The sequence below is a fragment of the Variovorax sp. ZS18.2.2 genome, assembly GCF_024701975.1.
Classification (GTDB): domain Bacteria; phylum Pseudomonadota; class Gammaproteobacteria; order Burkholderiales; family Burkholderiaceae_C; genus Variovorax.
Window position 1 is genome coordinate 257,241 of record NZ_JANLNM010000009.1, and the last position, 25,077, is coordinate 282,317.

General features: G+C 66.5%; 18 protein-coding genes. 14 read left to right on the forward strand and 4 right to left on the reverse strand.

The features are described from left to right. Window positions 1-78 precede the first annotated feature (78 nt). Genes NU688_RS28595 through NU688_RS28610 form a run of 4 tightly spaced genes read left to right on the forward strand, consistent with a single transcriptional unit; the run spans window position 79 to window position 7,240 of the window. Window positions 79-1,560: a hypothetical protein gene (locus NU688_RS28595; RefSeq protein ID WP_257864212.1), complete on the forward strand. Its 1,482-nt coding sequence runs from the start codon at window positions 79-81 to the stop codon at window positions 1,558-1,560. 24 nt (window positions 1,561-1,584) lie between these two features. Then, window positions 1,585-5,418, forward strand: a complete 3,834-nt coding sequence (gene tssM, locus NU688_RS28600; RefSeq protein ID WP_257864213.1) for a type VI secretion system membrane subunit TssM — start codon at window positions 1,585-1,587, stop codon at window positions 5,416-5,418. Then, window positions 5,415-6,404 (forward strand): type VI secretion system-associated protein TagF, encoded by a 990-nt coding sequence (gene tagF, locus NU688_RS28605; protein ID WP_257864214.1) that lies wholly within the window; start codon window positions 5,415-5,417, stop codon window positions 6,402-6,404. Before tssM ends, tagF begins: the two co-directional genes overlap by 4 nt. Window positions 6,405-6,409: 5 nt before the next feature. Continuing rightward, on the forward strand, window positions 6,410-7,240 hold the full coding sequence (locus tag NU688_RS28610) for an OmpA family protein (protein ID WP_257864215.1): 831 nt from the start codon (window positions 6,410-6,412) through the stop codon (window positions 7,238-7,240). Window positions 7,241-7,279: 39 nt separating this feature from the next. Here the strand turns inward: NU688_RS28610 and tssA are convergent, their stop codons facing one another. The 4 genes from tssA to tssJ all read right to left on the reverse strand — a co-directional run bounded on the left by tssA (window position 7,280) and on the right by tssJ (window position 11,259). Continuing rightward, window positions 7,280-8,407 (reverse strand): type VI secretion system protein TssA, encoded by a 1,128-nt coding sequence (tssA, locus tag NU688_RS28615; RefSeq protein WP_257864216.1) that lies wholly within the window; start codon window positions 8,405-8,407, stop codon window positions 7,280-7,282. Continuing rightward, window positions 8,404-9,186 (reverse strand): type IVB secretion system protein IcmH/DotU, encoded by a 783-nt coding sequence (gene icmH, locus NU688_RS28620; protein WP_374684705.1) that lies wholly within the window; start codon window positions 9,184-9,186, stop codon window positions 8,404-8,406. Before icmH ends, tssA begins: the two co-directional genes overlap by 4 nt. Before the next feature lie 25 nt (window positions 9,187-9,211). Continuing rightward, a complete protein-coding gene (gene tssK, locus NU688_RS28625) occupies window positions 9,212-10,558 on the reverse strand; it encodes a type VI secretion system baseplate subunit TssK (RefSeq protein ID WP_013543893.1) in 1,347 nt (448 codons plus the stop codon). 77 nt (window positions 10,559-10,635) lie between these two features. After that, window positions 10,636-11,259: a type VI secretion system lipoprotein TssJ gene (tssJ, locus tag NU688_RS28630; RefSeq protein ID WP_257864218.1), complete on the reverse strand. Its 624-nt coding sequence runs from the start codon at window positions 11,257-11,259 to the stop codon at window positions 10,636-10,638. A gap of 234 nt (window positions 11,260-11,493) precedes the next feature. Between tssJ and NU688_RS28635 the strand changes: the two genes are divergently transcribed. The 10 genes from NU688_RS28635 to NU688_RS28680 all read left to right on the forward strand — a co-directional run bounded on the left by NU688_RS28635 (window position 11,494) and on the right by NU688_RS28680 (window position 25,049). After that, window positions 11,494-12,171: a lipopolysaccharide assembly protein LapB gene (locus tag NU688_RS28635; RefSeq protein ID WP_257864219.1), complete on the forward strand. Its 678-nt coding sequence runs from the start codon at window positions 11,494-11,496 to the stop codon at window positions 12,169-12,171. Between the two features lie 123 nt (window positions 12,172-12,294). Beyond that, window positions 12,295-12,810, forward strand: a complete 516-nt coding sequence (tssB, locus tag NU688_RS28640) for a type VI secretion system contractile sheath small subunit (RefSeq protein ID WP_257864220.1) — start codon at window positions 12,295-12,297, stop codon at window positions 12,808-12,810. Between the two features lie 2 nt (window positions 12,811-12,812). Next, window positions 12,813-14,303: a type VI secretion system contractile sheath large subunit gene (gene tssC / locus NU688_RS28645; RefSeq protein ID WP_257864221.1), complete on the forward strand. Its 1,491-nt coding sequence runs from the start codon at window positions 12,813-12,815 to the stop codon at window positions 14,301-14,303. Window positions 14,304-14,394: 91 nt separating this feature from the next. Continuing rightward, window positions 14,395-14,907: a type VI secretion system tube protein Hcp gene (locus NU688_RS28650; protein WP_042578745.1), complete on the forward strand. Its 513-nt coding sequence runs from the start codon at window positions 14,395-14,397 to the stop codon at window positions 14,905-14,907. A gap of 107 nt (window positions 14,908-15,014) precedes the next feature. After that, complete coding sequence (gene tssE, locus NU688_RS28655) at window positions 15,015-15,509, forward strand: type VI secretion system baseplate subunit TssE (RefSeq protein ID WP_176661951.1); 495 nt, start codon at window positions 15,015-15,017, stop codon at window positions 15,507-15,509. A 6-nt stretch (window positions 15,510-15,515) separates the two neighbouring features. Further along, window positions 15,516-17,366 carry a type VI secretion system baseplate subunit TssF gene (gene tssF, locus NU688_RS28660; RefSeq protein ID WP_257864222.1) on the forward strand — a complete coding sequence of 617 codons (1,851 nt, stop codon included), beginning with the start codon at window positions 15,516-15,518 and terminating at the stop codon, window positions 17,364-17,366. Further along, on the forward strand, window positions 17,330-18,448 hold the full coding sequence (gene tssG / locus NU688_RS28665) for a type VI secretion system baseplate subunit TssG (RefSeq protein ID WP_257864223.1): 1,119 nt from the start codon (window positions 17,330-17,332) through the stop codon (window positions 18,446-18,448). Before tssF ends, tssG begins: the two co-directional genes overlap by 37 nt. A gap of 61 nt (window positions 18,449-18,509) precedes the next feature. Continuing rightward, window positions 18,510-21,245, forward strand: a complete 2,736-nt coding sequence (tssH, locus tag NU688_RS28670; protein WP_257864224.1) for a type VI secretion system ATPase TssH — start codon at window positions 18,510-18,512, stop codon at window positions 21,243-21,245. Between the two features lie 37 nt (window positions 21,246-21,282). Then, complete coding sequence (locus tag NU688_RS28675) at window positions 21,283-24,084, forward strand: type VI secretion system Vgr family protein (protein WP_257864225.1); 2,802 nt, start codon at window positions 21,283-21,285, stop codon at window positions 24,082-24,084. Next, a complete protein-coding gene (locus NU688_RS28680) occupies window positions 24,072-25,049 on the forward strand; it encodes a hypothetical protein (protein ID WP_257864226.1) in 978 nt (325 codons plus the stop codon). The genes NU688_RS28675 and NU688_RS28680 overlap by 13 nt, the downstream gene beginning before the upstream one ends. The last annotated feature ends 28 nt before the right edge of the window (window positions 25,050-25,077 follow it).

The window sequence follows — 25,077 nt, forward strand, 5'->3', positions numbered from 1 at the left end:
TCCGATCGGCTGCACGCACGGCATGCGGCACGGCAGCCGCGCGCGCCGTCGCATGACGAAGGCATCGACGAACTCCTGATGCTGGCGCGACTGGTCAAGCCCACCCTCATGTTCTCCGCCGTGTTCATCACGGTGTGGGTGATCGTGGTCGTCTACTGGAACTACACGGCGCGCATGCCGAGCACGAGCGACATCGCGCTCTACCTCGTCGTGCTGCCTCTGGCGCTGGTGGTGTTCTATCTCCTGCTGCGACGGATCTTCACGGGCGCACCGCCTTCCGCTGCATTGCCTTCGGCTGCGCGCGGTGCATCCGCTGCAACTGGTGCCGCCGCATCGACGGGGGCAACGGCCGATGCACAACAGCAGGAGCGCCTGCAGATGTCGGTGCTCGCATTCGCTCTTCACACGCCGCGCGGCAACGATGCCGACGCGGTGGCCACCGCCATTGGCCAGGCGCAGGCGCCCGAGCTGGTGCCCGAACTGCGTGACGGCGAAGGCTTTCCCATGCTCGCAGGCTGTGTCGCTGGCATCGATGCGAACGAACTTCGCGAACACCTGCGCGAGTCGCTGCGGCCCGCGCCGGAGGACTTCGATGCCGACGCGCTGACCGACGACAGGCTGCGCGCCATCCACCTGATGTCCGACGTGCTGCAGGAGCTGCTCGCTTCGGCGACCGACGCGCTGCTGAATGCCGGCGACGCGCTCTCGGTGCGCGCGCCCGGGCGTTTCGTGTCGAGCGGCGCGATCGTTCCCGGTTCCGCCACCGCGCCGCAGCTGTGCATCTCGCTGCTGTTGCCCGGTGCATGGAGCGAGAACGAGCGCGCGGTCGCCACGCAATGGGTGCAGCAACTGGCGCGCGAGGCCGATCCTTCGCAGCATTGGACCGTCGACTGCTTCAAGAGCGAGGCCGGCGTTTCCGCGATGGCGCTGCTCGACCGCATCAACCTCGCGCTTCATCGCGAGCAGCGGCCCGCACTGTGGATGGCGTTGGCTGCCGACTCCGCGATTTCCAACGAATGCATCGCCCGCTGGGAGGCTGAAGGCCTGCTTCATTCGGCCGCGCGCCGCAACGGCCGCGTGCCCGGCGAAGCAGCCGCGGGCCTGCTGCTGGCGCGTGCCGGCGATGCGCTGTTCGCGCAGCCCCAAGGCGTGGTGCTCTCGCGCAGTGCGAGCGGCCAGCGTGACGAGTCCGCCGACACCGCGCGCATGCCCGATGCCAGCCTGCTCGATCTCTTTGCCCAGCGCCTGCTCTCGACTTCGGCGCTGCAGCCCGACGCCATCGACTGGGTCGTGAGCGATGCCGACCACCGCACGAGCCGCGTCACCGAAGTGGCCCAACTCGTGCAGGAGCGGCTGCCGCACCTGCCTTTCGAAAACAACCTTTCCGTCTGCGCGAGCCTGGGCCATCTGGGTGCCGCGGCGGACATGACCGTCGTGGCACTCGCGTGTCACCTCGCCGTGCGAGATTCACGGCACGTGCTCGCGCTTTCCGTGCAGGACGCGCGCGCCCGGACAGCCATGCTGGCCGGCCTCGCGAGCCCTGTGCCACAAGCTACTTAAACCGGACCGATTCCAGAAACATCTATGCGGCGATTCTTCAGTTTCCTGGCCGATCCGCGCACCCTCTCGGTGATCGGCGCCATCGCGCTCGGCGCGTTCCTCCTGATCGGCGCGCAGACGCTCGAGATCGGCGCGATCTGGGCGGTCGGCATCTTCGTCGTGCTGCTGCTCCTGTGGCTGCTCGTGTGGTTCATCCGGCGCATGCGCACCCGCGCGGCGAACCGCAAGCTCGGCGACATGCTCGAAGACCAGGCCGATGCCGCCGTGCGCGACAGCGACCCCGAGCGCAAGGCCGAGATCGACGAGCTGCGCGGGCGCATGGTCGAGGCGGTCAAGACGATCAAGACTTCCAAGATCGGCCAGATGTCTGGCAGCGAGGCGCTGTACGAGTTGCCCTGGTACATGGTCATCGGCAACCCGGCGGCGGGCAAGAGCAGCGCCATCCTGAACTCGGGCCTGCAGTTTCCGTTTGCCGACAAGGGCAACGCGGTGATCCAGGGCATCGGCGGCACGCGCAACTGCGACTGGTTCTTCACCACCGAAGGCATCGTGCTGGACACCGCGGGCCGCTATTCCATTCACCAGGAAGACCGCAAGGAGTGGTTCGGCTTTCTCGACCTGCTCAAGAAGTACCGGCCGAAGGCGCCGATCAACGGGATCATCATCACCGCCAGCATTCCCGAGCTGATCGGCAGCCGGCCCGATTTCGCGGTCCAGCTTGCGAAGAACCTGCGCCAGCGCATGCAGGAGCTGACCGAGCGGCTCGAAGTGTTCGCGCCGGTCTACGTGATGTTCACCAAGGCCGACCTGATCACCGGCTTTGCGGAGTTCTTCGGCGACAGCGACAAGATGGAGCGTGACCGCGTGTGGGGCGCGTCGCTGCCCTACGACGGCGACGAGAAGCAGGATGCCGTCGCCCAGTTCGACAAGCGCTTCGACGAGCTCTACATGGGCCTGAAGGAAATCAGCGTTTCGCACTTCGCGAGCCACCGCGGCAGCGACCCGTCGCCTGAGCTGCTGATTTTTCCGCTCGAATTCGCGGCCATCAAGCCCGCACTGCGCGCCTTCCTGGCGACGCTGTTCGAGAGCAATCCGTTCCAGCACAAGCCAGTGTTCCGCGGCTTCTACTTCACCAGCGCGCTGCAAGAGGGCACGATGCGCAGCCTGTCGACCGAGCGCATCGCCAAGCGCTTCGGGCTCACGCTGAACAACGCGGCCACCAAGTCCAAGGAAATCTATTCGCAGAACGGGTTCTTCCTGCGCGACCTGTTCTCCAAGGTGATCTTTGCCGACAAGAAGACGGTGCGGCAGTTCTCCAGTCCGGTGAAGGCGCGCGTGCGCTACGTGAGCTTCTTTGCCTTCGTTGCCGTGCTGGGGCTCCTGCTCGGCGGATGGACGTGGTCGTACCTCGGCAACCGGCAACTGGTGGAGAACGTGCAGGCCGACCTCGACAAGGTGGTCAAGCTGCAGGCCAGCGACAACGGGCTGCGCACGCGCTTCGAGGCGCTCGGCATCCTGCAGGACCGCATCGAGCAGCTGGAGAAATTCCGCAACGACCGGCCGCTGTCGCTCTCGCTGGGCCTCTACCAGGGCAACCAGCTCGAAGACAAGCTCGTCGCCGAGTACTACGGCGGCGTCAAGCAGCTGATGCTGGCGCCGGTGTCCGACAACCTGCAGGCGTTTCTTCGTGAGGTCAACGCGCATCCGGAGCGCCTGAAGCGCGCCGACGCGGCGGGCAACCCTGCCGCGCCGGTCGCGGTCTCGGCCGCCACGCCGGCAACGCCGCCGGCCGCGGAGAGCGGCGGCCTCTATGCGGGCTCGTCGCCGGCCGATGTGCAGGACGCCTACAACGCGCTCAAGACGTACCTCATGCTGTCCGACAAGCGGCAGGTGGAGACCGCGCACCTGACCGACCAGATCTCGCGCTTCTGGCGCGGCTGGCTCGAGAGCAACCGCGGCGACATGCCGCGCGCCGCGGTCATCCGCGACGCCGAACGCATGATCACCTTCTACCTGCGCCGCGTGGGCGACGACAACTGGCCCGCGCTGGCCGACACCAACCTCGCACTGGTCGAGCAGACGCGCGACAACCTGCGCCGCGTGGTGCGCGGCATGCCGGCGCGGGAGCGCGTCTACGCCGAGATCAAGGCACGCGCCTCCACGCGTTTCGCACCGATGACGGTGGCGCGCATCCTGGGCGCCACGGCCGGCGCCGAGAGCGAAGGCACCATCGCCGGCAGCGTCGCCATCTCGGGCGCGTTCACGCGCGAGGCGTGGCAGCAGTACGTGGACGACGCCATCCGCGATGCCGCCAACAAGGAAACATCGAGCAAGGACTGGGTGCTCAACGTCGCGGGCAACGACGACCTGACGCTCGAAGGCAGCCCCGAACAGATTCGCAAGACGCTGGCCACCATGTACAAGCTGGAGTACGCCAAGGAGTGGCAGCGCTTCCTGCAGGGCATCGCGGTCAAGGACATGGGCAGCTTCGAGCAGGCCGTGGTGGCGATGAACCTCCTTGGCGATCCGCAGAACTCGCCGATCCGCAAGGTCTTCGACACCGTCTATGACCAGACCTCGTGGGACAACCCCTCGCTGGTCAACGCCGGCCTGCAGCAGGCGCGCACGGGGGCGCTGAACTGGTTCAAGAACCTGTTCAGCCGCGCCACGCCGTCGCAGGTCAACGTGAACATCGACGCGAGCGGCAACCGCACCGAGATTCCGATGGGCCCGATCGGTCGGGAGTTCGCGGGCGTCGCGCGCCTGGTGGTCGAGCGCGACAACACCTCGCTCCTGCGCGGCTACCTCGGCACGCTGTCGAAGCTGCGCGGGCGCTTCAACCAGATCAAGAACCAGGGCGACCCCGGGCCGGGCGCGCGCCAGCTCATGCAGCAGACGCTGGAGGGCAACGGCTCCGAGCTGGCCGATGCGCTCAAGTACGTCGACGAGCAGATGCTCACCGGCATGGACGCCTCGCAGCGCCAGGCCCTCCGGCCTTTGCTGGTGCGGCCGCTGCTGCAGGCCTATGCGGTGACGATCCAGCCGACGGCGGTGGAGGTCAACAAGATCTGGAGCGCGCAGGTGCACCAGCCGTTCCAGCAGTCGCTCGCGACCAAGTACCCGTTCGCCGCGGGCGCGAAGATCGAGGCTTCGCCGGCGGAGATCGCGCAGTTCTTCGGACCTGAAGGCGCCATCGGCAAGTTCGTGACGACGACGCTGGGTTCGCTGGTCATCCGTCGCGGCGACCTGCTTTCGCCACGCGCCTGGGGCGACCAGGGCCTCACGCTGAGCCCCGATTTCGTGAACGGCTTCTCGCAATGGGTGGCGCCGCTTTCGGGCGGCGCAGCCGGCGGCGGCAGTGCCGCGCAACCGCAGACGCTGTTCCAGATCCTGCCGCAGCCCGTGTCGGGCCTGACGGAATACATGGTGGAGATCGACGGCCAGCAACTGCGCTACCGGAACACGCCGCCGCAGTGGTCCAACTTCGTGTGGCCCAACGCGCAGGGCACGCCGGGTGCGCGGATCACCGCGGTCACCTTCGACGGGCGCACTGTCGAACTCATCAACGAGCCGGGCAACTTCGGGCTGGAGCGGCTGCTCAGCACGGCCCAGCGCTCGAAGCTGCCGGACGGCAGCTTCGAACTCACCTGGACGCGCGACAACGCGAGCGTGACCGTCAAGCTGCGCGTGGTCCAGAACACGCAGTCGGGCGGTTCGGCCGGTGATTCACCACAAGGCAAGGGGCTGCGCGGCACCGTGCTGCCTTCGTCGGTGGCGGAGATCGGCGTGCCTACGCAGTCGCGCGCAACGCCTGTGGCAACTGCACCGGGAGCAACGGCACAGGGAGCTGGCAAATGAGCGCGCTGCAGACACAACAGCTGTGCTACTTCGGCAAGTTGCCCGGCCGCGGCGACTTCGTGAAGGGCCTCTACAACCCACAGCTCATCAAGGTGTTCGACAACTGGCTGTCGCAGACCATGGAGATGCTGTCGGAAGACCCGCGCTGGAAGATCATCTACGACAACGCGGCGCCGATCCATTTCGTCTGCCTCGGCTCGCGCAGCCGCGTGGCCATTGCGGGGCACCTGAAGGCGAGCCGCGACGAGTCGTCGAGGCGCTATCCGTTCCTCGCGGCCACCTCGGTGGAGGTCGACGAGGCGCTCGATTTCATGCGCGGTGCGCCGATGCTCATCGGCCCCTATTGGGACCGCATGGCGGTGCAGGTCAACGCGCTGGCCGAAGGCACCGACCTCGACGGCGAATTGAAGCGCTTCGAGGCGCTCGATCCGGCCATCGAGACGGGCTTCAAGAAGTCGGCCTCGCGCTCCACCTATGCGGCCTTCACGCGCGACACGAGCTTGCTGCGCATCGAGCAGATGCTCAACTTCGACGGCCACAAGGTGTCGTTGCGCCGCGCCATCCTGGCGCTGGGCCTGCTGCTGCAGCCGGTGATGGCCAGCGCCGTGTCGCACCTGGAAAAAGGACTCACGCTGCCGCTGCCGCGCGACCCGGTCGATCGCTCGCTGATCGCCACGTTCTGGCTCGAACTGGTATCGCAGTTCCTCGCCAAGGCCGACTTCGAGCTGGTGCTGATGGCCACCGAGATCGACGGCCGCTCGCGCCTCGTGATCGGCTTCAACGGTCTCTCGCCGCGCAGCCTGCAGAGCGTGCTGCATCCGCAGGTCTACACAGAGCACAACATCGACATCGACAACCCGGAGTGGGTCGAGGACACCATCCACAGCAACTACGCGATGTTCAAGCTGGTGAGCTACCTCGACCAGCCGCAGCTGCCGCTGGACATCGTGCTCACGGCTTTTCGCGAAGTCTTCATCGGGGAATGACGGTCATGAAAAGTTATTTGCGTGTTCTGTCGCTGGCCCTCGGGCTCGGGCTCCTAGTTGCCGCGGCCGCCGTGCAGGCCCAGACGGCGGGCGCCCCCGGCGCCCTGGTCGAAACCACGCCTGCGGCTGCCGGCAAGGGCGAGCAGGTCGTGGCCGGCGGGCAGGTGCCCGACGAGGCCACGCGCGTCGCCGTCATCGAGGCGCTGCGCCGCATCTACGGGCCGAGCGGCGTGATCGACAAGATCGAGGTGGTGAACACCGTCAGCATGCCGGCCAACTGGTCCGCCAACGTGCAGCGGCTGATCACGCCCTCGCTCAAGGACATCCATCGCGGCCAGTTCCAGATCGAGGGCACGCAGATGGCGCTGAGCGGCGAGGTGAGCAACGAGGCGCTGCGCCAGAAGATCGTGAGCGACATGGCGAACTCGCTCAACCCGACCTACACCATCAAGAACAGCCTGCGCGTGCCCGTGTCGGAGCAGATCACGGTCGACCAGGCGCTGGCCAACCGGACCATCGAGTTCGAACTGGGCAGCGCCACGCTCACGCGCAAGGGCCGCGACATCCTGGACGAAATGGCGCCGATCCTGCAGAAGCTCACGAACAAGTCGGTGGCGGTGGTCGGCCACACCGACAACGCGGGCAGCCGGGCGTCGAACCTGGCGCTGAGCCAGTCGCGCGCCGAGGCGGTGAAGGGCTATCTGGTGGGCAAGGGGATCGATCCGATGACGCTCACGACTTCGGGCGTCGGCCCGGACCAGCCGGTGGCGAACAACGCGACCGACGAGGGCCGCTCGCGCAACCGACGCATCGAGTTCCGCGTCGGGCGTACCTGACGATCGAGCGCTCGGCGACCCGCGTTCGCGGGTTGCTGCTCAGCGCGACTCGTCGTCGCTCTTGGGCAGGTCGAGCAGGTCCACCAGCTGGGCCAGTTCCTGCTCGTTCTTGATCACATTGCGCAGCCAGGCGTGCAGCGGCATGTCGGCCCAGCGCGCGGCCTTGTTCGCCATGTAGGCGGCGGGGCTCGAAGGCTCGGTCTTCTCGAAATACGCCGCCACTTCCTTGAGTTGAGCGATGGCCTGCGCGCGGCTGTGGATGCCTGGCGGCAGCGCGGCGGGCGCCGCCGCTGGCGCGTGATGCGGCACCACCGCATCGAACACCGGCTCGATGCGCGATGGCGCAAGCGTACCGGCGGCGGGTGCTGCTGCGGGCGCTGCTGGCGCGCCGCTGTCGATCGGCACGCCGGCTTCGCGCGCGAAGCGCTCGACCGTCTGGCGGATGGCCGCAGCTGCGTCCTTCGCGGCGCGGAAGCTCGGGCCGTTGGAAGCGGTGCGCTCGTCGAACACCGCCTCGAACTCGGCCAGCGCCTGTTCGCAGGCCTGCACGTCGCGGTGCGTCTTCTGCAGGAACTTTGCGGGCGTCGCGCGGCGGATGCGGTCGAACTGCTCGACAGTCACCTTGTTGCGCTGCAGCTCGTCGGCCTGCGCCGGCGTGCGGCGGATGCTCTGGTCGAGCGCGAGCGCGGTCTCCCAGACCAGCGCGCTGTAGCCGGTGTTGGCATCGCTCACGACGGGCGCGCGCTGCAGCAGCTCGACCGAACGCCCGATCAGCCACGTGACGTTGCCCACGCGCATCTCGATGTCGCCGCCCTCGGGCAGCGGATGCAGTTGGTCCCAGTACTGCTGGCACAGGCCGGTGAGCAGGCGGTAGCCGTCGGCCAGGCCCTCGAAGCCGCGCTGGCTGGCCAGCGCGTCGGTGAGCCACACGGCAAGGCGCAGGTCCTTGGTGGATTCGCGCAGCAGCTTCTCGCACTCGGAGACCACGAAGGGCCAGTTGGCTTCCTTCAGCTCGATGACCCACTCGCCCTGCTCGAGCGACGGATCGTCGTGCTTGCGCGCCTCCTGGATGGCGTCGAACTGCCGCGAGAACAGCATGTCCTCGCCGCAGGGCGAGGCTTCCGAGATCGGGGCCAGCAGGGCCGGCAGGTCGAGCCGCGTCGTCATGGCAGCGAGATGGTCAGGTTGGCCTGGCGCGGGCCGAGCTTCACGATGTCCTGGTAGCTCGCGAGCGTGCCTTGCGTGGTGCTGCCGATGTGGGCCGACAGGCCGATGAAACCGAGCAGCCCGATCAGCGCGAACAGCGCGGCCACCACCCACTGCGGCGCCTCGCGCTTGAGCGAGTGAGAAATCAGGTCGGGCAGCGGCCAGTGCGGTGCGAAGGGCGTGCGCTTGCCGCGGGCATTGGCGATCTCGTCGCCCACGCGCGCGGTGAGGTAGGCCAGCTTCTCGGTGCCGTCGATGGCGTACTTGCCCTGGAAGCCCAGCAGCAGGCACATGTAGAACACTTCGAGCGTCTGGATGCGCGCGGCGCCGTGCGCCCGCTCGACCTCGAGCATGTTGAAGAAGTTCTCGCCGGCCAGCTGATCACCGAACAGCGTGAGCTGCAGCGGCCGGCGCTCCCACTCGGAGCGGATCGCGAACTCGGGCGCCGAGAGCACGAACTCGTCGATGGTCGCGCAGAAGGCGTACTTGGCCGCGTGGATCTGCTCGGCCGTCGCGTCGAGCTTGCGCGCGTTGCGCTCGAATTCGCCCAGGTAGTTGCGGATGCCGGTGAGGAACTGCTCGGTGGTCGCGGGCTGCTGCTTTTTCTTCAGCAGGAACAGCATCACGAAGCCGTCGTACAGCAGGTCGAGCAGGCTTGCGTCGGCGTCGGGGGCGGCGCCTGCGGGCGTGAACGACGCGGTGGGCGCGTCGGCACCGAGCAGGGAGGGAGCCTTGTTGATGGTGGTGTTCATTGCGATCAGGGGATCAGCCGGTCACGGCAATCAGTTCGAGCTGCATGTCGGGAATGCCGGCCGGCGCGTAGATGGTGACGCTCTGCGCCTGCAGCATGCGGTCGTACAGCTGGCTCTTGCTGTCGATGGAGAAATAGCAGGCACCCGCGCGGATCGGAATGGCCGGCGGCACCTGCGGCGCGTAGACGATGCGCACGCCCGGCATGGCCGAGAGCACCAGCTTGTCGACGTCTTCCGGTGCGCCGATCTTGAAGCGCTGCGGCACCGCCTCGGCCAGCTCGGCGGCCGGCATGCTCGCGGTGACCGACATGTAGAACACGGTCTTCTCGTCGATCTTTCCGGAATCCAGGCGCCCGAGGTAGAAGGCGTTGCGCGTCTCGGTGAGCGCGATCGCGAAGTAGCGCGTCGAGATCACCGTGTCGAGCAGGTCGCGCACGATGCGGTCAAGCTCGGCGAAGGCGGGGCCCGGCTTTTCGTGGTCGTACACCGGCAGGTCGTTCAGCGAATAGGTCTTCGCGAAGGTCATCAGCGCGCCGGCCAGGCTCAGCAGTTCCTGGAACAGCCGCTCCGGGTGCAGCGACGGGTGATGGAACAGATGCGAGAGCGAGGCAAAGGCCGAGTTGGCCGTGTGCAGCAGCCAGAACGAGGCAATGTCGCCCGAGCGGAACTCGATGATGTTCTTGCTCGGCTCGCGGTGGATGCCATAGAGCGAGTTGACCTTGGCCTGCAGCACGTCCAAGAGGCGTCGCAGCTGCTGGAAGATCGTGGCCGAGGCATCGATGGAGGTGCACGGCGGCACGAAGCTGCGGTCGATCTCGAAGCCGCCCGCGGCGGTGCGGCGGATGCGGATCACCGGAATCGAGACGAACTGCTCGCGCGGCTCGGTGTCGGCGAGCAGTTTCACGCTCTTGCGCAGGAACACCACCTCGGCGCTCACCGCGTTCGTAAAGAGATCGAGCGACTGCGTCGCGTCGCTGGTGTAGCGCGCGGCAAAGCCTTCTTCGTTGGGGTCGGTGTAGTTCTTGCCCAGCTCCTTCACCGGGTGCAGCACCAGATAGAAGGTGATCTCGTTCTGGCCCGGGTTGAGCGTATCGAGCGAGATGGGCGGCGGCAGCGCATCGGCCTGCGGCGCCGAGTAGGGCTCGCCGTCGGGGAACACCAGCGACAACTGCGAGGCGCGGAGCATGCCGCTCGCGAGCGCGTCCAGGTCGAAACTGATGGAGCGCACGCCCCAGAAGTACGGATGCAGCGTCTGCGCCGTGGCACGCAGGCGTGCCTCGTGGTACGCGTCCTGGCGCTGGAAATGCTGGGGGCGTAGAAACAAGCCCTCTCCCCAGAGGACCTTGGCGGCATAGCTCACGGCGGATCAGCTCCCCTTAGTTTTTCGGCAGGCAGTATCGCATCGTCGATTGCTGGCGGACAAGCGCATCGGGCGCATCACGCCGGCGAAGGCCGGCAGGTCACCGGGCCGAGGAGGTTGAGCGCGCTGCCGGTCGCAGCGCCTCCTTGCGCATTCTGCTGGCCGACCACCGCGCCCTGCGTCACGGTCAGCGCACAGGCGTGCGCGCCCATCACGATGCCGGACTTTTCCGCGTCCGCGGCGTTGAAGGCGAAGCGCCAGCGCTGTGCGTCGGGCGAGTGGAACAGCACCACCACGCCCACCGCGTTGGCGGTGCGCGGCACGGTCTCGGTCCAGGTGTATTGCTGGTCGGGAATCAGCGTGATCTCGCGACTCTCGACGAGATCGTCACCCAGCTGCGTCTTGTCTCTTCCGGGGGTGACGAAGGCGTCGAACGACGACTGGTAGAACCCAGTGGTTTCCTTCAGCTTGTAGATGCGCACCACCACGGCGAGCGGGCGGTTGCGGCTGTCGGCGTTGAGGTTCTTGCCCGCGGCGATCGACATCGACACCTTGCGCGGCGGCTTCTGCGACTCGGGCAACTCGGGCTTCTTCAGGCCGCTGGCCTCCAGGGCGATGTTGGCGATCGTGAGGGCTGGAGAGCTGCATCCGCCGAGCATCAGCGTCACCAACAGCGCGCTAATTGCGACTGGTATTTTCATTAGGACTGCCGATGTAACTGCATTCAATTGGTTGTCATTAGGCTTAAATAATTAGCCGTACGGTTTCACAATTAATCAGTTTGGGTTACGTGACTTTAGTTATTCAAACGGAAACCAATATGTAGTATCGTGTATTGTCCATTGGCCGCAACGTAATGAATGGTTGCGGCCCGGCAAAAAAAGTCAGATCCAAGCGGAGGGATTGTGTTGATTCGAAAGTACATGACTTGCACGATGATTGCTGGTGCCATTGCGGCCACCAGCTTCCTGTCGGGTTGCACCACCACACCAGACGCCGCGGTGGCGCAGTCCGCCGATGCCTTCAACAAGAGCCTGGCGGAAGCCGACGCCGCTGCAGCCGCTGCCACCGGCGACAAGTCCGCTGCCATCCGCCAGTACCAGAAGATCGCCACCGACAACCCGACCCGCGGCGAGCCGTGGTCGCGCATCGCGCAGATCTACTTCAACGAAGGCCGCTACAGCCTGGCCATCTCGTCCGCCGAGGAAACGCTGCGCCGCGATCCCTCCAGCCGCCAGGCCAAGAGCATCACCGCCGTGGGCGGCTTGCGCCTGGCAGCCCGCTCCATCGAGGACCTGGGCAAGGACAGCACCCTGAGCGGCGACGTCAATGCCGACGCCTACCGGCTCGCCGCGCTGCTGCGTGAAACCCTTGGCCTCTCCGTGCTGGTGCCGACCGGCTCCGACACCAAGCCGCCTGTGCGCCGCCCCGTGGCCACCAATCCGGCCCCCGCGCCGACGCCCTCGGCTTCGACGTCAACGCCGACTGCTTCGCAGCCCACCCCGGTCGCCACGGCACGCCCGACGCCAGCACTGGCGGTGCGCCCGGCGCCCGCGCCCGCCGCTGCGCCGCGCGCGGGTGGAAGCGCCAATCCGTTCGACGCGCTCAAGTAATTCTTTTTGGCACATTGAATTGGTTTTCCGAACCAAAGTATTAATTGAAATGCGTGCGTGCTCGCAATAAGACGCACAAAGTAGTAATTCGTCTCGCAGTCCTATTGGGAAGGTATTGAAGTCATGGCGACCAAAAGACAGAGTGTGCAAAAGCGCCTTCAGAAAGTGCGCCCGCCGCGCGTGCAACTCACGTACGACGTGGAACTCGGTGACGCCATCGAGAAAAAGGAATTGCCGTTCGTCGTTGGCGTGGTCGCCGACCTGGCTGGCCAGTCCGAGGTGGAGCAGCCCAAGCTGAAGGACCGCAAGTTCGTCAATGTCGACCGCGACAACCTGGACGACGTCATGAAGGGGCTGGCCCCGCGCGCGGCCTACCAGGTGGAGAACAAGCTCGACCAGCGCGGCGGCACCTTCGCCGTCGACCTCACCTTCAATTCGATGGACGCCTTCTCGCCCGAGGCCGTGGTCGACCAGATCGAGCCGCTCAAGCGCCTGCTCGAAGCGCGCACCAAGCTGGCGGACCTGCGCAACAAGATGGCCGGCAACAGCAAGCTCGAAGACCTGCTGGCCGACGTGCTGAACAACACCGAGCAACTCCAGCGTCTGGGGCAGGACGCCGGCAAGAAGGACGGAAGCTGAACATGACTGCGCAAGCACTATCGGCATCCAGCGGTGCCGCCTCGCCCGAGGCTTCGGTCGACCTGCTCGACCAGATCGTCGAGAAAAGCAAGGTCGCCAAGTCCGACGCCGAACACACCCGCGCCAAGGACCTGATCGGCGAACTGGTCAGCCAGGTGCTCGAGGGCTCGGTGATCGTTTCCGACAACGTCTCGGCCATGATCGACGCCCGCGTGGCCGACCTCGATGCGCTCATCTCCGCGCAGCTGAGCGCCGTGATGCACGCGCCCGAGTTCCAGAAGCTCGAGAGCACCTGGCGCGGCCTCGAATACCTCGTGAAGGAAACGCCCACCGGCACGATGCTCAAGATCAAGGTCATCAACGCCACCAAGCGCGACCTGATCCGTGACTTCAAGGCCGCCGTCGAGTTCGACCAGAGCGCGATGTTCAAGAAGGTCTACGAAGAAGAATTCGGCACTTTCGGCGGTGCGCCGTTCGGCGCGCTGGTCGGCGACTTCGCCGTCACGCGCCAGCCCGAAGACATGTACTTCCTCGACCAGATGGCGCACGTGGCCGCTGCGGCTCACGCGCCCTTCATCGGCGCCGCGTCGCCCGAGCTGCTGGGCCTGGAGAGCTTCGACGACCTGGGCAAGCCGCGCGACATGGCCAAGGTGTTCGACACCGTCGAATACGCCAAGTGGAAGTCGTTCCGCGATTCGGAAGACTCGCGCTACGTGGGCCTCACGCTGCCGCGCTTCCTCGGCCGCCTGCCGTACCACCCGCGCGAAGGCACGGTGGTCGACAGCTTCAACTACGTGGAAGACGTCGACGGCACCGACCACTCCAAGTACCTCTGGTGCAACGCCGCCTGGGCCTTCGCTACACGCCTGACGGCCGCGTTCGACGACTTCGGCTGGTGCGCCGCGATCCGCGGCGTGGAAGGCGGTGGCCTGGTCGAAGACCTGCCCACGCACACCTTCAAGACCGACGAGGGCGAGATCGCCCTGAAGTGCCCGACCGAGATCGCCATCACCGACCGGCGCGAGAAGGAACTGAGCGACCTGGGCTTCATTCCGCTCGTGCACTGCAAGAACTCCGACTACGCGGCCTTCTTCGGTGCGCAGTCGCTGCAGAAGCCCAAGAAGTACAACACCGACAGCGCCAACGCCAACGCGGTGCTCTCGGCGCAGCTGCAGTACATCTTCTCCGTGTCCCGTATCGCGCATTACCTGAAGGCCATGATGCGCGACAAGATCGGCAGCTTTGCCTCGGCACACAACGTCGAACAGTTCCTCAACCGCTGGATCGCGCAGTACGTGCTGCTCGACGACAACGCGACGCAGGAACAGAAGGCGCAATTCCCGCTGCGGGAAGCGTCCATCCAAGTGGGCGAAGTGCCCGGCCGGCCTGGCGTGTACCGCGCGGTCGCCTTCCTGCGGCCGCACTTTCAACTGGATGAGCTGTCGATTTCACTGCGCTTGGTCGCCGATCTGCCGAAGTCAGTGAACAAGTAAGAAGAGGCGGATCGGACGCGCGGCCCACGGGCCGTGCATCAACACGTTAACTGTCAGTCAATCAATCAATCAATCGAGAAGGGGAAGAAACATGAAAGATATCTACGTCAAGTTCGGCAGCCCGGCCATCAACGGCGAGTCGCAGGACAAGGACCACAAGGACTGGGTCGAGGTCAGCTCGTGGCAGCACAGCATCGTGCAGCCGCGTTCGGCCACTGCATCGACCGCCGGCGGCCACACCGCCGAGCGCTGCGAGCACGGCGAAATGATCTTCACCAAGGACATGGACGTGGTGAGCCCGCTGCTGTACCAGCACGCGTCGGGCGGCACCACCTTCGACGAGGTGACGGTGCAGTTCTACCGCGCTGACGGCGAAGGCAAGCGCGTGCAGTACATGGAGATCAAGCTCAAGTACGTGCTGATCGCCAGCGTGAACCCCAAGGTCATGAGCACCGACGTGGCCAGCGTGCCGAGCGAGACCTTCTCGCTGAAGTACGCCGCCGTGCAGTGGAAGTACACGCAGCAGAAGATCGGCGGCAACCAGGGCGGCAATTCGCAAGGCGCCTGGAGCCTTACCAAGAACGACAAGACCTACTCGGTCTGACGCCCTTCGGGCAATGTCGACCGCGGCGCGAGGCCGCGGTTTCTTTTTGGCGCCGCGTCCACGCGCGGCGCCCATGCCCGATATCCAAAGCACGAGGCGAGAGACCCATGAATGGATTCGAACCGGGCTTGCTCGACAAACTCTTCGATGACGACTGGCGCGGGCCGGCTTCGCCGGTGCTCAGGCACCTGTCGCTCGAGGAGGTCAAGAACATGGTCGCGCGCGATCTCGAATCCCTGCTCAACACGCGCATGGTCTTCAACGACGCGAAGCTCGAGTCGTTTCCCGAGTGCCGTCGTTCCGTCATGACCTACGGCCTCAGCGATTTCTCGGGCCTGAGCCTCGCGAGCCACTACGACCGCTCATTCATCTGCCGCTCGCTGGAGCAGGCCATTGCGCGCCACGAGTCGCGCCTGCGCGATGTTGCCGTGTCGCTCGAGGTCGATGGCCAGACCAGCACCAACATGCTTTATTTCGGAATCACCGCCCTGCTCGTGCTGCCCGAGCTCGCCGAGCCGGTGAACTTCGACGCGATGCTGCAGCCCACGACGCTGCAGTACTCGATCACACGCGGCACCGGCAAGAGCCGCACCGCCGCCTAGGACGCCATGGACGAGTTGCTGCCCTTCTACGAACGAGAGCTGGCCTTCTTGCGCAGCTACTCGCAGGAGTTCGCCAAGGGCTACCCCAAGATCGCGGCGCGCCTAGCCATCTCCGCCGACAGCAGCGAAGACCCGCACGTCGAGCGGATGATCCAGTCGTTCGCGTTGCTCACCGCGCGCATCAGCAAGAAGCTCGACGACGACTACCCCGAGCTCACCGAAGCGCTGCTCGAGGTGCTCTACCCGCACTACCTGCGGCCCTTTCCTTCCTGCTCCATCGCGCAGTTCGATGCAGGCGGCGCGGCGCTCGCGAAGCTGAGCAAGCCCGTCACCATTTCGCGCGGCACCGAGCTCACCTCGCAGCCGGTGCGCGGCGGCGCGTGCCGTTTCCGCAGCGTCTACGACGTGACGCTGGCGGCCGTGCAGGTGTCCAACGTGGTGTTCCATTCGGTGGTCAATGCGCCCGCGCATGCCTCGCTGCCGCGCAACGCCACGGGCTGCCTGTCGATCACGCTCGAAGCCACCGGCGAGCAGAAGTCGCTCGGCACGCTCGCGCTCACCATGGCGCGCCTTCGAACCTTCATCGATGCCGAGCCCTCGCTCGCTACGGCGCTGGCCGATGCGATTTTTCTGAAGACGGCCGCCGTCTTCGCGGAACCCGAGCGCAGCGGCAAATGGACGCAGGTGCAGGGTGAGGCGCTGCATCCGGTCGGCTTCGATGAGGTCGATGCGCTCATCGAACTGCCGGCGCGCTCGCATCCCGCCTACCGCCTGTTGAGCGAGTACTTCGCGTTCCCCGAGAAGTTCAACTTCGTCGACATCGACCTGGCGAACGCGCTGCACCACATCGGCTCGTGCCGCTCGATCACGCTGCACCTCGTGATGACCGGCGTGCGCGCCGATTCGCCCGCGGCGCGGCTGCTCGAAGGCGTCTCCAGCCGCAACCTGCGGCTGGGCTGCACGCCCGTCATCAATCTCTTCAAGCAGCGCAGCGATCCGATCCGCGTCACGCACGCCGCGGCCGCCTACCCGGTGGTGGCCGATGCGCGCCGGGCCTTCGGCTTCGAGGTCTACAGCATCGACTCGGTCAAGCTCGTGAAGCAGACCGCCGAGGGCGACGCCTACATCGAGTTCCGGCCCTTCTATTCGCTGCACCACGGCGAGCATCCGAAGGAGGCCGAGCACTACTGGTTCGCGCGGCGCAACGAGCTCGTGGCCCAGAAGAGCCCCGGCTACGAGACCGAGCTCTCGATCGTCGACATCGACTTCCAGCCTTCGCTGCCGCAAACGGAAACGCTGAGCATCGACCTCACCTGCACCAACCGCGACCTGCCGCATTCGCTGGCCTTCGGCCTGCCGGGCGGCGACCTCTTCATCGAGGGCAACTCGGTCGCGCGCTCGATCCGCATGCTGCGCCGCCCGACACAGACGCTGCGCATGCCGCGCGGCAAGGGCGTGCAGTGGCGGCTGGTGTCGCACCTGTCGCTCAACCATCTGTCGCTGGCCACCAGCGGGTTGCCGGCGCTCAAAGAGATGCTGCGCCTGTACGACCTCGGCCGCTCGGCCGTGTCGGCGCGGCAGATCGAGGCCATCACCGGCATCGACCAGCAGGCCACCACGCAGTGGCTGCCGGGCAAGCCCTTCGCCACCTTCGTGCGCGGCATCGAACTCAAGCTCACGGTCGACGAGGCCGGCTTCGTCGGCAGCAGCCTGCAGGCCTTTGCGCGCGTGATGGATCATTTCTTCGGTCTCTATGTGCACCTGAACAGCTTCACCCAGCTGGTGATCGTTTCGGCGCGCGACAAGGAGGAGCTGGTGCGATGCAAACCCCGCAGCGGCGAATCGATCCTGCTGTAGCCGACCGGCTGCTGCGCGAACCGTACCGCTTCGAGTTCTTCCAGGCGGTGCGGCTGCTCGAGCTCGTGCTGCTGCGCCGCCAGGAGCGCGACGTGCACCATCGCCTGGTGCCCGGCGAGCGCATGGTGCCGCGCTGGCTGCGCTTTCGCAGCTCGATGAGTCTTACGTTCCCGCCCAGCGAGATCGAGGCGCTGGCGGTGCGCGATGCGGCGGGCCAGCTGGTGTCGAGCGCCGAACTGTGCGAGCCCACGGTGGCCGAAGACGGCCACGGCCTGGGCCGCATCGAGCTCACGCCCGCCTCCTTCGGCATGCTCGGCGTGTCGGGCGCCTTGCCCATCGTCTACACCGAGATGCTGATGCGCAGGGAGCAACACCTGCGCGACAGCTCGGCGCGCGCGTTCCTCGACGTGTTCACCAACCGCGCGACCGCGCTCTTCTATGCGGCCTGGCGCAAGTACCGCCTGCCGCTGCACTACGAGCACGAGCGCAGCCGCGCCTACCTGCCGGTGCTGCTGTCGATGGCGGGGCTGGAGCACACGGCCCAGCGCGATCCGCTCACCGACGGCACGGGCACGGTGTTCGACGAAACCGTCGCCGGCTACGCTGCCGCGGTGCGCCACCGGCCGATGTCGGCTGCCTACCTTCAGCGCGTGCTGTCCGATTACTTCCGCAGCAACATCCGCATCGAGCAGTTCCTGGGCAAGTGGTACGACATGCCCGTGCAGCAGCGCTCGCGCCTGGGCGAAGGCAACGTGAGCCTCGGGCAGAACGCGATGGCGGGCGAACGCATCTGGCAGCGCGACCTGCGCATCCGCCTGTGGATCGGCCCGCTCAAGCGCAGCGCGCTGCGCGAATTCTTTCCGGGCCGCGCGCATGCGAAGGCGCTCGAAAAAATGCTGGCACTGCTCGCCGGCGTGACCTGCGAATACGAAGTGCGGCTGATCCTCGCGCGCGAGGAAGTCGCCGCCGTGCAGCTGAGCGACCTCGGCGGCAGCCACCTCGGATGGGACAGCTTCATCACGACCGGTGAGGCCGAGAGCGACCGCAGCGACACCCAGTACGAACTCCAGCCCCTGCAGTAGTGCAGCAGCAACTGGCAGCGACCTTTCAACGAAGAAGACCGACAGAAGACAACCACCGTTCATGAGCACATCGCTGAAAACACTGATCACCAAGCTCAATGGCAGCGCACGCATGGCCACGCAGCGCGCCGCCAACCTGTGCCTAGCCAACGGCCACTACGAGGTGGACCTGGAGCACCTGTTCCTGGCCCTGCTTGAGCAGACCGACAACGACCTCGCGCGCGTGCTGCGCGCCAACCGCATCAGCGCGACCGCGATCCAGTCGGACCTGGAGCGCGAGATTCAGACCTTCAAGAACGGCAACACGCGCACGCCGGTGTTCTCGCAGCACCTGCAGCAGCTGTTCCAGCAGGCGTGGCTGCTGGCCTCGCTCGACGCGCATGTGGCGCAGATCCGCTCGGGCCACCTGCTGCTCGCGCTCTTGACCGAGCCCGACCTCGCCCAACTCGCGCAGCGCGGCTCGCCGCTCTTCGCGAAGATCCGCCTCGAAGACCTGAAGCACGACTTCGACAAGCTCACCGACGGTTCGAGCGAAGCGGCCGAAGCCGGCGCCTCGGGCGCTGCGGCCACGGAAGGCGACGCGCAGCAAGCGCCGGCCGATGCGCTGGCCGCGGGCGTGCCCGGCAAGACGCCCGCGCTCGACCAGTTCACCACCAACCTCACGCAGCGCGCGAAAGACGGTGCGCTCGACCCGGTGATCGGCCGCGACACCGAGATCCGCCAGGTCATCGACATCCTGATGCGCCGGCGCCAGAACAACCCCATCCTCACTGGCGAGGCCGGCGTCGGCAAGACGGCGGTGGTCGAGGGGCTCGCACTGCGCATCGCGGCGCAGGACGTGCCCGAGTCGCTGCGCGCGGTGGCGCTGCACACGCTCGACATGGGCCTCCTGCAGGCCGGCGCGAGCGTGAAGGGCGAGTTCGAGAACCGCCTGAAGAACGTCATCGCCGAAGTCAAGAAGAGCCCGCATCCGATCGTGCTCTTCATCGACGAGGCCCACACCATGATCGGCGCGGGCGGCCAGGCCGGACAGAGCGATGCGGCCAACCTGCTCAAGCCGGCGCTGGCGCGCGGCGAGCTGCGCACCATCGCCGCCACCACCTGGGGCGAGTACAAGAAATACTTCGAGAAGGACGCGGCGCTCGCGCGGCGCTTCCAAGTTGTGAAGGTCGAGGAGCCCAGCGAGACATTGGCCGCCGCCATGCTGCGCGGCATGGTGCCGCTGATGGAGAAGCACTTCAATATCCGCGTGCTCGACGAAGCCATCACCGAGGCCGTGCGCCTGTCGCACCGCTACATCAGCGGACGCCAGTTGCCCGACAAGGCGGTGAGCGTGCTCGACACCGCGTGCGCGAAGGTCGCGCTCGGCCAGAGCGCGACACCGGCGCTGATCGAGGAAGCCCACCGCGGCCTCGAACGCATCGAGGCCGAGAGTGCCGCGCTGGTGCGCGACACCGCGGCCGGCGGACGCCATGAAGCGCGCCAGGCCGAACTGGCGGAGCAGAAGGCCGCGCTGCAGGCCGAACTGGCCGCGAGCCAGCAACGCCTCACCGAAGAGAACGCGCTGGTCGAGCGCATCCGCGCGCTGCGTGCGCAACGCGATGCACCGACCGCGCAGCTCGAGTCCGAACCCGTGCCCGCATCCACGGAAAAGGCCGCACCGGCCCGCGCTGCCGGCCGCAAGAAAACCGCTGCCGCCGCCGACCCCGAACGCGACCAGCTCGATGCCCTGCTCGCCGAACTGCGCGCATTGCAGGGCACCACGCCGATGGTGCCGCTGCAGGTCGACGGCCACGTCGTCGCCGAGATCGTCTCGGCCTGGACCGGCGTGCCGCTGGGCCGCATGGTCAAGGACGAGATCAAGACCGTGCGTGCCCTCGATACGCTCTTGGCCGAGCGCGTGATCGGCCAGGACCACGCGCTCGCCGCCGTCGCCCAGCGCGTGCGCACCGCGAGCGCGCGCCTGGAAGACCCCAACAAGCCGCGCGGCGTGTTCATGTTCGTCGGCCCTTCGGGCGTGGGCAAGACCGAGACTGCGCTCGCGCTCGCCGACATCCTCTACGGCGGCGAGAAGAAGCTCATCACCATCAACATGAGCGAGTACCAGGAGGCGCACAGCGTCTCGGGCCTGAAGGGCTCGCCGCCCGGCTACGTGGGCTATGGCGAAGGCGGCGTGCTGACCGAAGCCGTGCGCCGCCAGCCCTACAGCGTGGTGCTGCTCGACGAGGTCGAGAAGGCGCATCCCGACGTGCTGGAGATGTTCTTCCAGGTGTTCGACAAGGGCATGATGGACGACGCCGAGGGCCGCGAGATCGACTTTCGCAACACGCTGATCATCCTCACCTCGAACATCGGTTCGTCGCAGATCATGCAGGCCTGCCTCAACAAGGCTGACGACGAGCGCCCCGCGCCCGACGCGCTGGCCGATGCGCTGCGCCCCGTGCTCATGAAGGCCTTCAAGCCGGCCTTTCTCGGCCGCATGAAAGTGGCGCCGTTCTATCCGATCACCGATGCGGTGCTCGAGCAGATCATTGCGCTCAAGCTGGGCCGCATCCGCGACCGCATCGCGAGCAACCACAAGGCGGTGTTCGAGTGGGACGACGCGCTGGTGGAGGCCGTGCTCGCGCGCTGCACCGAGGTCGATTCGGGCGCGCGCAACGTCGATCACATCCTGAACGGAACGCTGCTGCCCGAGATCGCCGAGGCCGTGCTCACCCGCATGGCCGACGAGACGCCGCTCGCGAAGATCAAGGCCAGCTGCGCCAAGAGCGGCGAGTTCCGCTACAGGATCACCTAGGCGCGGCGGCGGTTCGGGTCAAAGGGAGAGCAGAAAAATGACGACCTTCTCATCGGCTTCGCTCGGCGGGTTGCTGCGCGCGGGCACGACGCAGCGCGATCGCCTGCTGGTGCTGCACACGCCGTTGGGGGACAACAAGCTGCTGGCCGAACGGCTGGACGGTGTGGAGTCTCTTGACGAGGGCGGTTTCCGCTTCGAACTCACCGCGCTGAGCGACGACGCGCACATCGAACTCAAGACGCTGATGGGCCAGGGCGTGCGCCTGGACCTGCAGACCGCACAGAGCCGTACCGAACTGCGCCCCTTCCATGGCCATGTGACCGAGGCCGAGTGCGTCTCGAGCAATGGCGGCATGGCGCGCTACCGGCTCGTCATCGAACCCTGGCTCGCGTTCCTGCGCCACCGCCAGGACAGCTGTCTCTTCCAGCACCAGAACGTGTTCGACATCGTCGATGCCGTGTTCGCGCGTTATCAAAGCCAGGGCAAGCTCGCCGTGCAATGGCGCTGGGAGATCGCGCAGCGCGACATCTATCCCGTGCGCGGCATCACCACCCAGTATCACGAGAGCGATTTCGATTTTGTTTCGCGGCTGCTCGCCGAAGAAGGTCTGTGCTACTGGTTCGAGCATGCGACGGGCAAGGACGGGGCACTGGGCAGCCACACCCTCGTCATCGCCGACCACAACGGCGCTTTCCACGCCAACACCCAAGCCACCATCCGCTTCCACCGCGCCGACGCGAGCGAGAGCGAAGACACCATCCAGCAATGGCGAGGCAGCCGCCAGCTGCAGACCAACAGCCTTGCGCAGCAGAGCTGGGACTACAAGAGCGTGAGTGCCAGGCCGGTGCAGCAGCAAAGCCGTGGCGCAGGCCACCGCACCCTGCAATGGAGCGACGACCCCGGCGCCTATAGCTGGGAGACCTCGGCCCAGGGCGAACGGCTGTTGTCCAACGCGCTGCAAGCGCTGGAGCTGCGCAACAAGCGCTTCGAAGGGCAGAGTGCTGTGCGCACCCTGGCACCTGCCACCACCTTCACCCTGACCGGCCACGAGCAGCACGACAAGGACAGCGAAGAGGATCGCCGCTTCGCAGTGCTCGCCGTGCGCCACCTCGCGCGCAACAACTTCGACGAAGACCTCAAGGCCGGCGTCGGCGAACGCCTGGGTCTGCCGGACATCGCCACCGTGTTCGATGTGTCCGACGACAGTGGCAATGCCGATGGTCGGCCCGACACCGTCACCCATTACCGCAACGACTTCACCACCGTGCGCGCCGCCATCCCCTACCGCCCGCTGAGCATGGACGGCCACGGCCAGCGCATCCACCCCAAGCCCAGCGTGAACGGTAGCCAGAGCGCCATCGTCATCGGCGTGGGGGGAGACGCACCTGTGCACACCGACCGCGACCACCGCGTCAAGGTGCAGTTCCACTGGCAGCGCGGCAGCGGCTCGAGCGCGAGACAGCCCCGCTCCGACGGGCAGGACAACGCCCCTGCCTCTGACCGCCTGGGTGCCTGGGTGCGCGTGGCCGCCGGCGCAGCGGGCGACAACTGGGGTCAGGTCACCCTGCCGCGCGTGGGGCAGGAAGTGCTGGTCGAATTCCATCATGGCGACATCGACCGCCCGGTCGTCGTTGCAGCGCTCTACAACGGCGCGGGCCAGACCGACGCCCAGCACAACGAGAAGTCTGCAGGTGCGGCGCAATCCACCGGCAATGCCCCCGCCTGGTTCGCCGGCGAAGGCAAGGGCGCCAAGGAGCACGCGCACAACGCTGTCTTCTCCGGCATCAAGACCCAGGAGTTGAGCGCGAGCCAGAGCGGCGATGGCGGCTACAACCAGCTCGTCTTCGACGACACCCCGGGGCAGGGCAGCACAGGCCTGGAGACCACGCAGGCACAGAGCCGGCTGCACCTGGGACACCACAAGCAGCAGGACGACAACGCGCGCGGCAAGGCGCGCGGGCATGGGGCTGAATTGGCGACCACCGCACAGGGCGCCATCCGGGCTGGCTCGGGGCTGCTCGTCAGCGCGCATGCGCAGCAGAACGCCAAGGGAGCGTTCATGGCGAGCCGCGAGGCACAGCAGCAGACCAAGCAGGCCGAGGAGCTGGCCACTTCACTCGCGAAGAGCGCGCAGACGCAGAAGGCGCAGATCAAGGGTGAAGAGGCGCCAGACAAGCTGCCGGCCATCGAGGCGCTGAAGCACGTGGCCGAAGTGCTGGGGGCGACGCAGGAAGGCAGCCCGGCACAATCAGGCAGTGCAAACGGCGCCGGTGAAATCAAGGCCACCGAAGGCGGGCAGGGCAGCGTCACCGCGTACAGCGAGCCGCACCTGCAGTTCAGCGCGCCCATGGGCATTGGCTTCGTCACGCCGAAGGAGGCGATTGCCGTCAGTGGCAAGAACACGGCCATCGTCGCCAATCAGGACATCGACCTGCCCGCGCAGGGGCAGATCGCGGTGAGCGTGGCCAAGGGGGTGAGCCTTTACACGCTGGGCGCCAAGGCGGGTGAGGGCGGCGAGCCCAACCAGGAGCGCGGCATCGCGCTGCATGCGGCCAGCGGCAAGGTGAGCGTGCAGAGCCAGAAGGGCGCCACGAAGATCGCGGCGGACAAGAAGGTGACGATTGCCAGCACCGCGAAGGACGTGACCGTGGAAGCCCCCAAGCACGTGCTGCTGACCAGCGCCGGGGCGTACATCAAGCTGGAAGGCTCGAGCATCAAGATCCATGCGCCGGGGAAGGTGACGTTCAGAGGCATGCACAACTTCGTTGGGCCGCAAGGCGATAGGGCGAGCAACAGCTTGCCGACCGACAAACTGGCGGAGTGCGAATGGAAGAAGTGATGACCTCCGACCAACCAATCGGGCGCGGCATCGACGAATTACGCGCGCGGCTTCGAGCGCAGTTTTTTCAGTGGCGCGAGGTGCACCCCAAGGCCCACATCTATGCGTTGCTTGACCTCAACTGCCCTGTCGCTTCATACGATGAGTTGCATCCATCGAATCTGAGCCAGCGGCCGATCGAGCGGTACATCGAAGCCGTGAACCGGCCTGATCTGGCCCATGAACCCGAACTTCTGCCGCAGCTTCTGCAGTTGTATGTCGCTGGCGAACACGGTTATGCAGATGAAGCGTTGATCGACCTCACGCTGGAGCGCGCCGTCGCGCGGTGCCGCAGCGTGAACGGTGCTTATGTGGCTGGTTGGTTGTGCAGCGAGGTATTGCCGACCGCAGCGGCTCGCCATCTGGCCAAGTCGGGTGTGGTGCTCGACAAGAGCCAGGCCCGGCAGCGCTACCTGCCCTTTTTCGAGCCCTATCGTCTGGCCTTGTTGGCGGACGATCCGGCTGCAGTGGGATTCTTGCGGCGTTGGCTGGGGCCCATCAGGCATTGGGCGCTGATCGACACGGCCGGCGAACTCAAGGTGATATCGGCGCCGCAGCAAGATGATTCCGAACACACCGCGCCACTCGGCAGCGAGCAGTTCGCATCGCAGGCGCGCATCGCCACGGCGCGCTTTGTCGTGATGGCGATGACACGCGCGGACATCGCCATGCCTTCCCAGCCCGAACTGCGCATCGATGCCGCGATGCGTCAGGCATCGGGCAGCGGCCTGCATCGCACCGAAGACATCGTCTTCTACGCGCTCAACGTTTTCACGCTCGGTCCCCGATGGGCCGAGCACCCGCAAGCCGCGGATTTGATCCGTCAAGTTGCCACTGCGCCCGATGACCAGCCGGGGCTCGCGCAGCTCTTTGCAGCGTTGCCGGACGCCGTGCTCGACGAGATGGCTGCAAGCGCGCACGAATAGCCATCACATCAGATACAACGAACGGGAG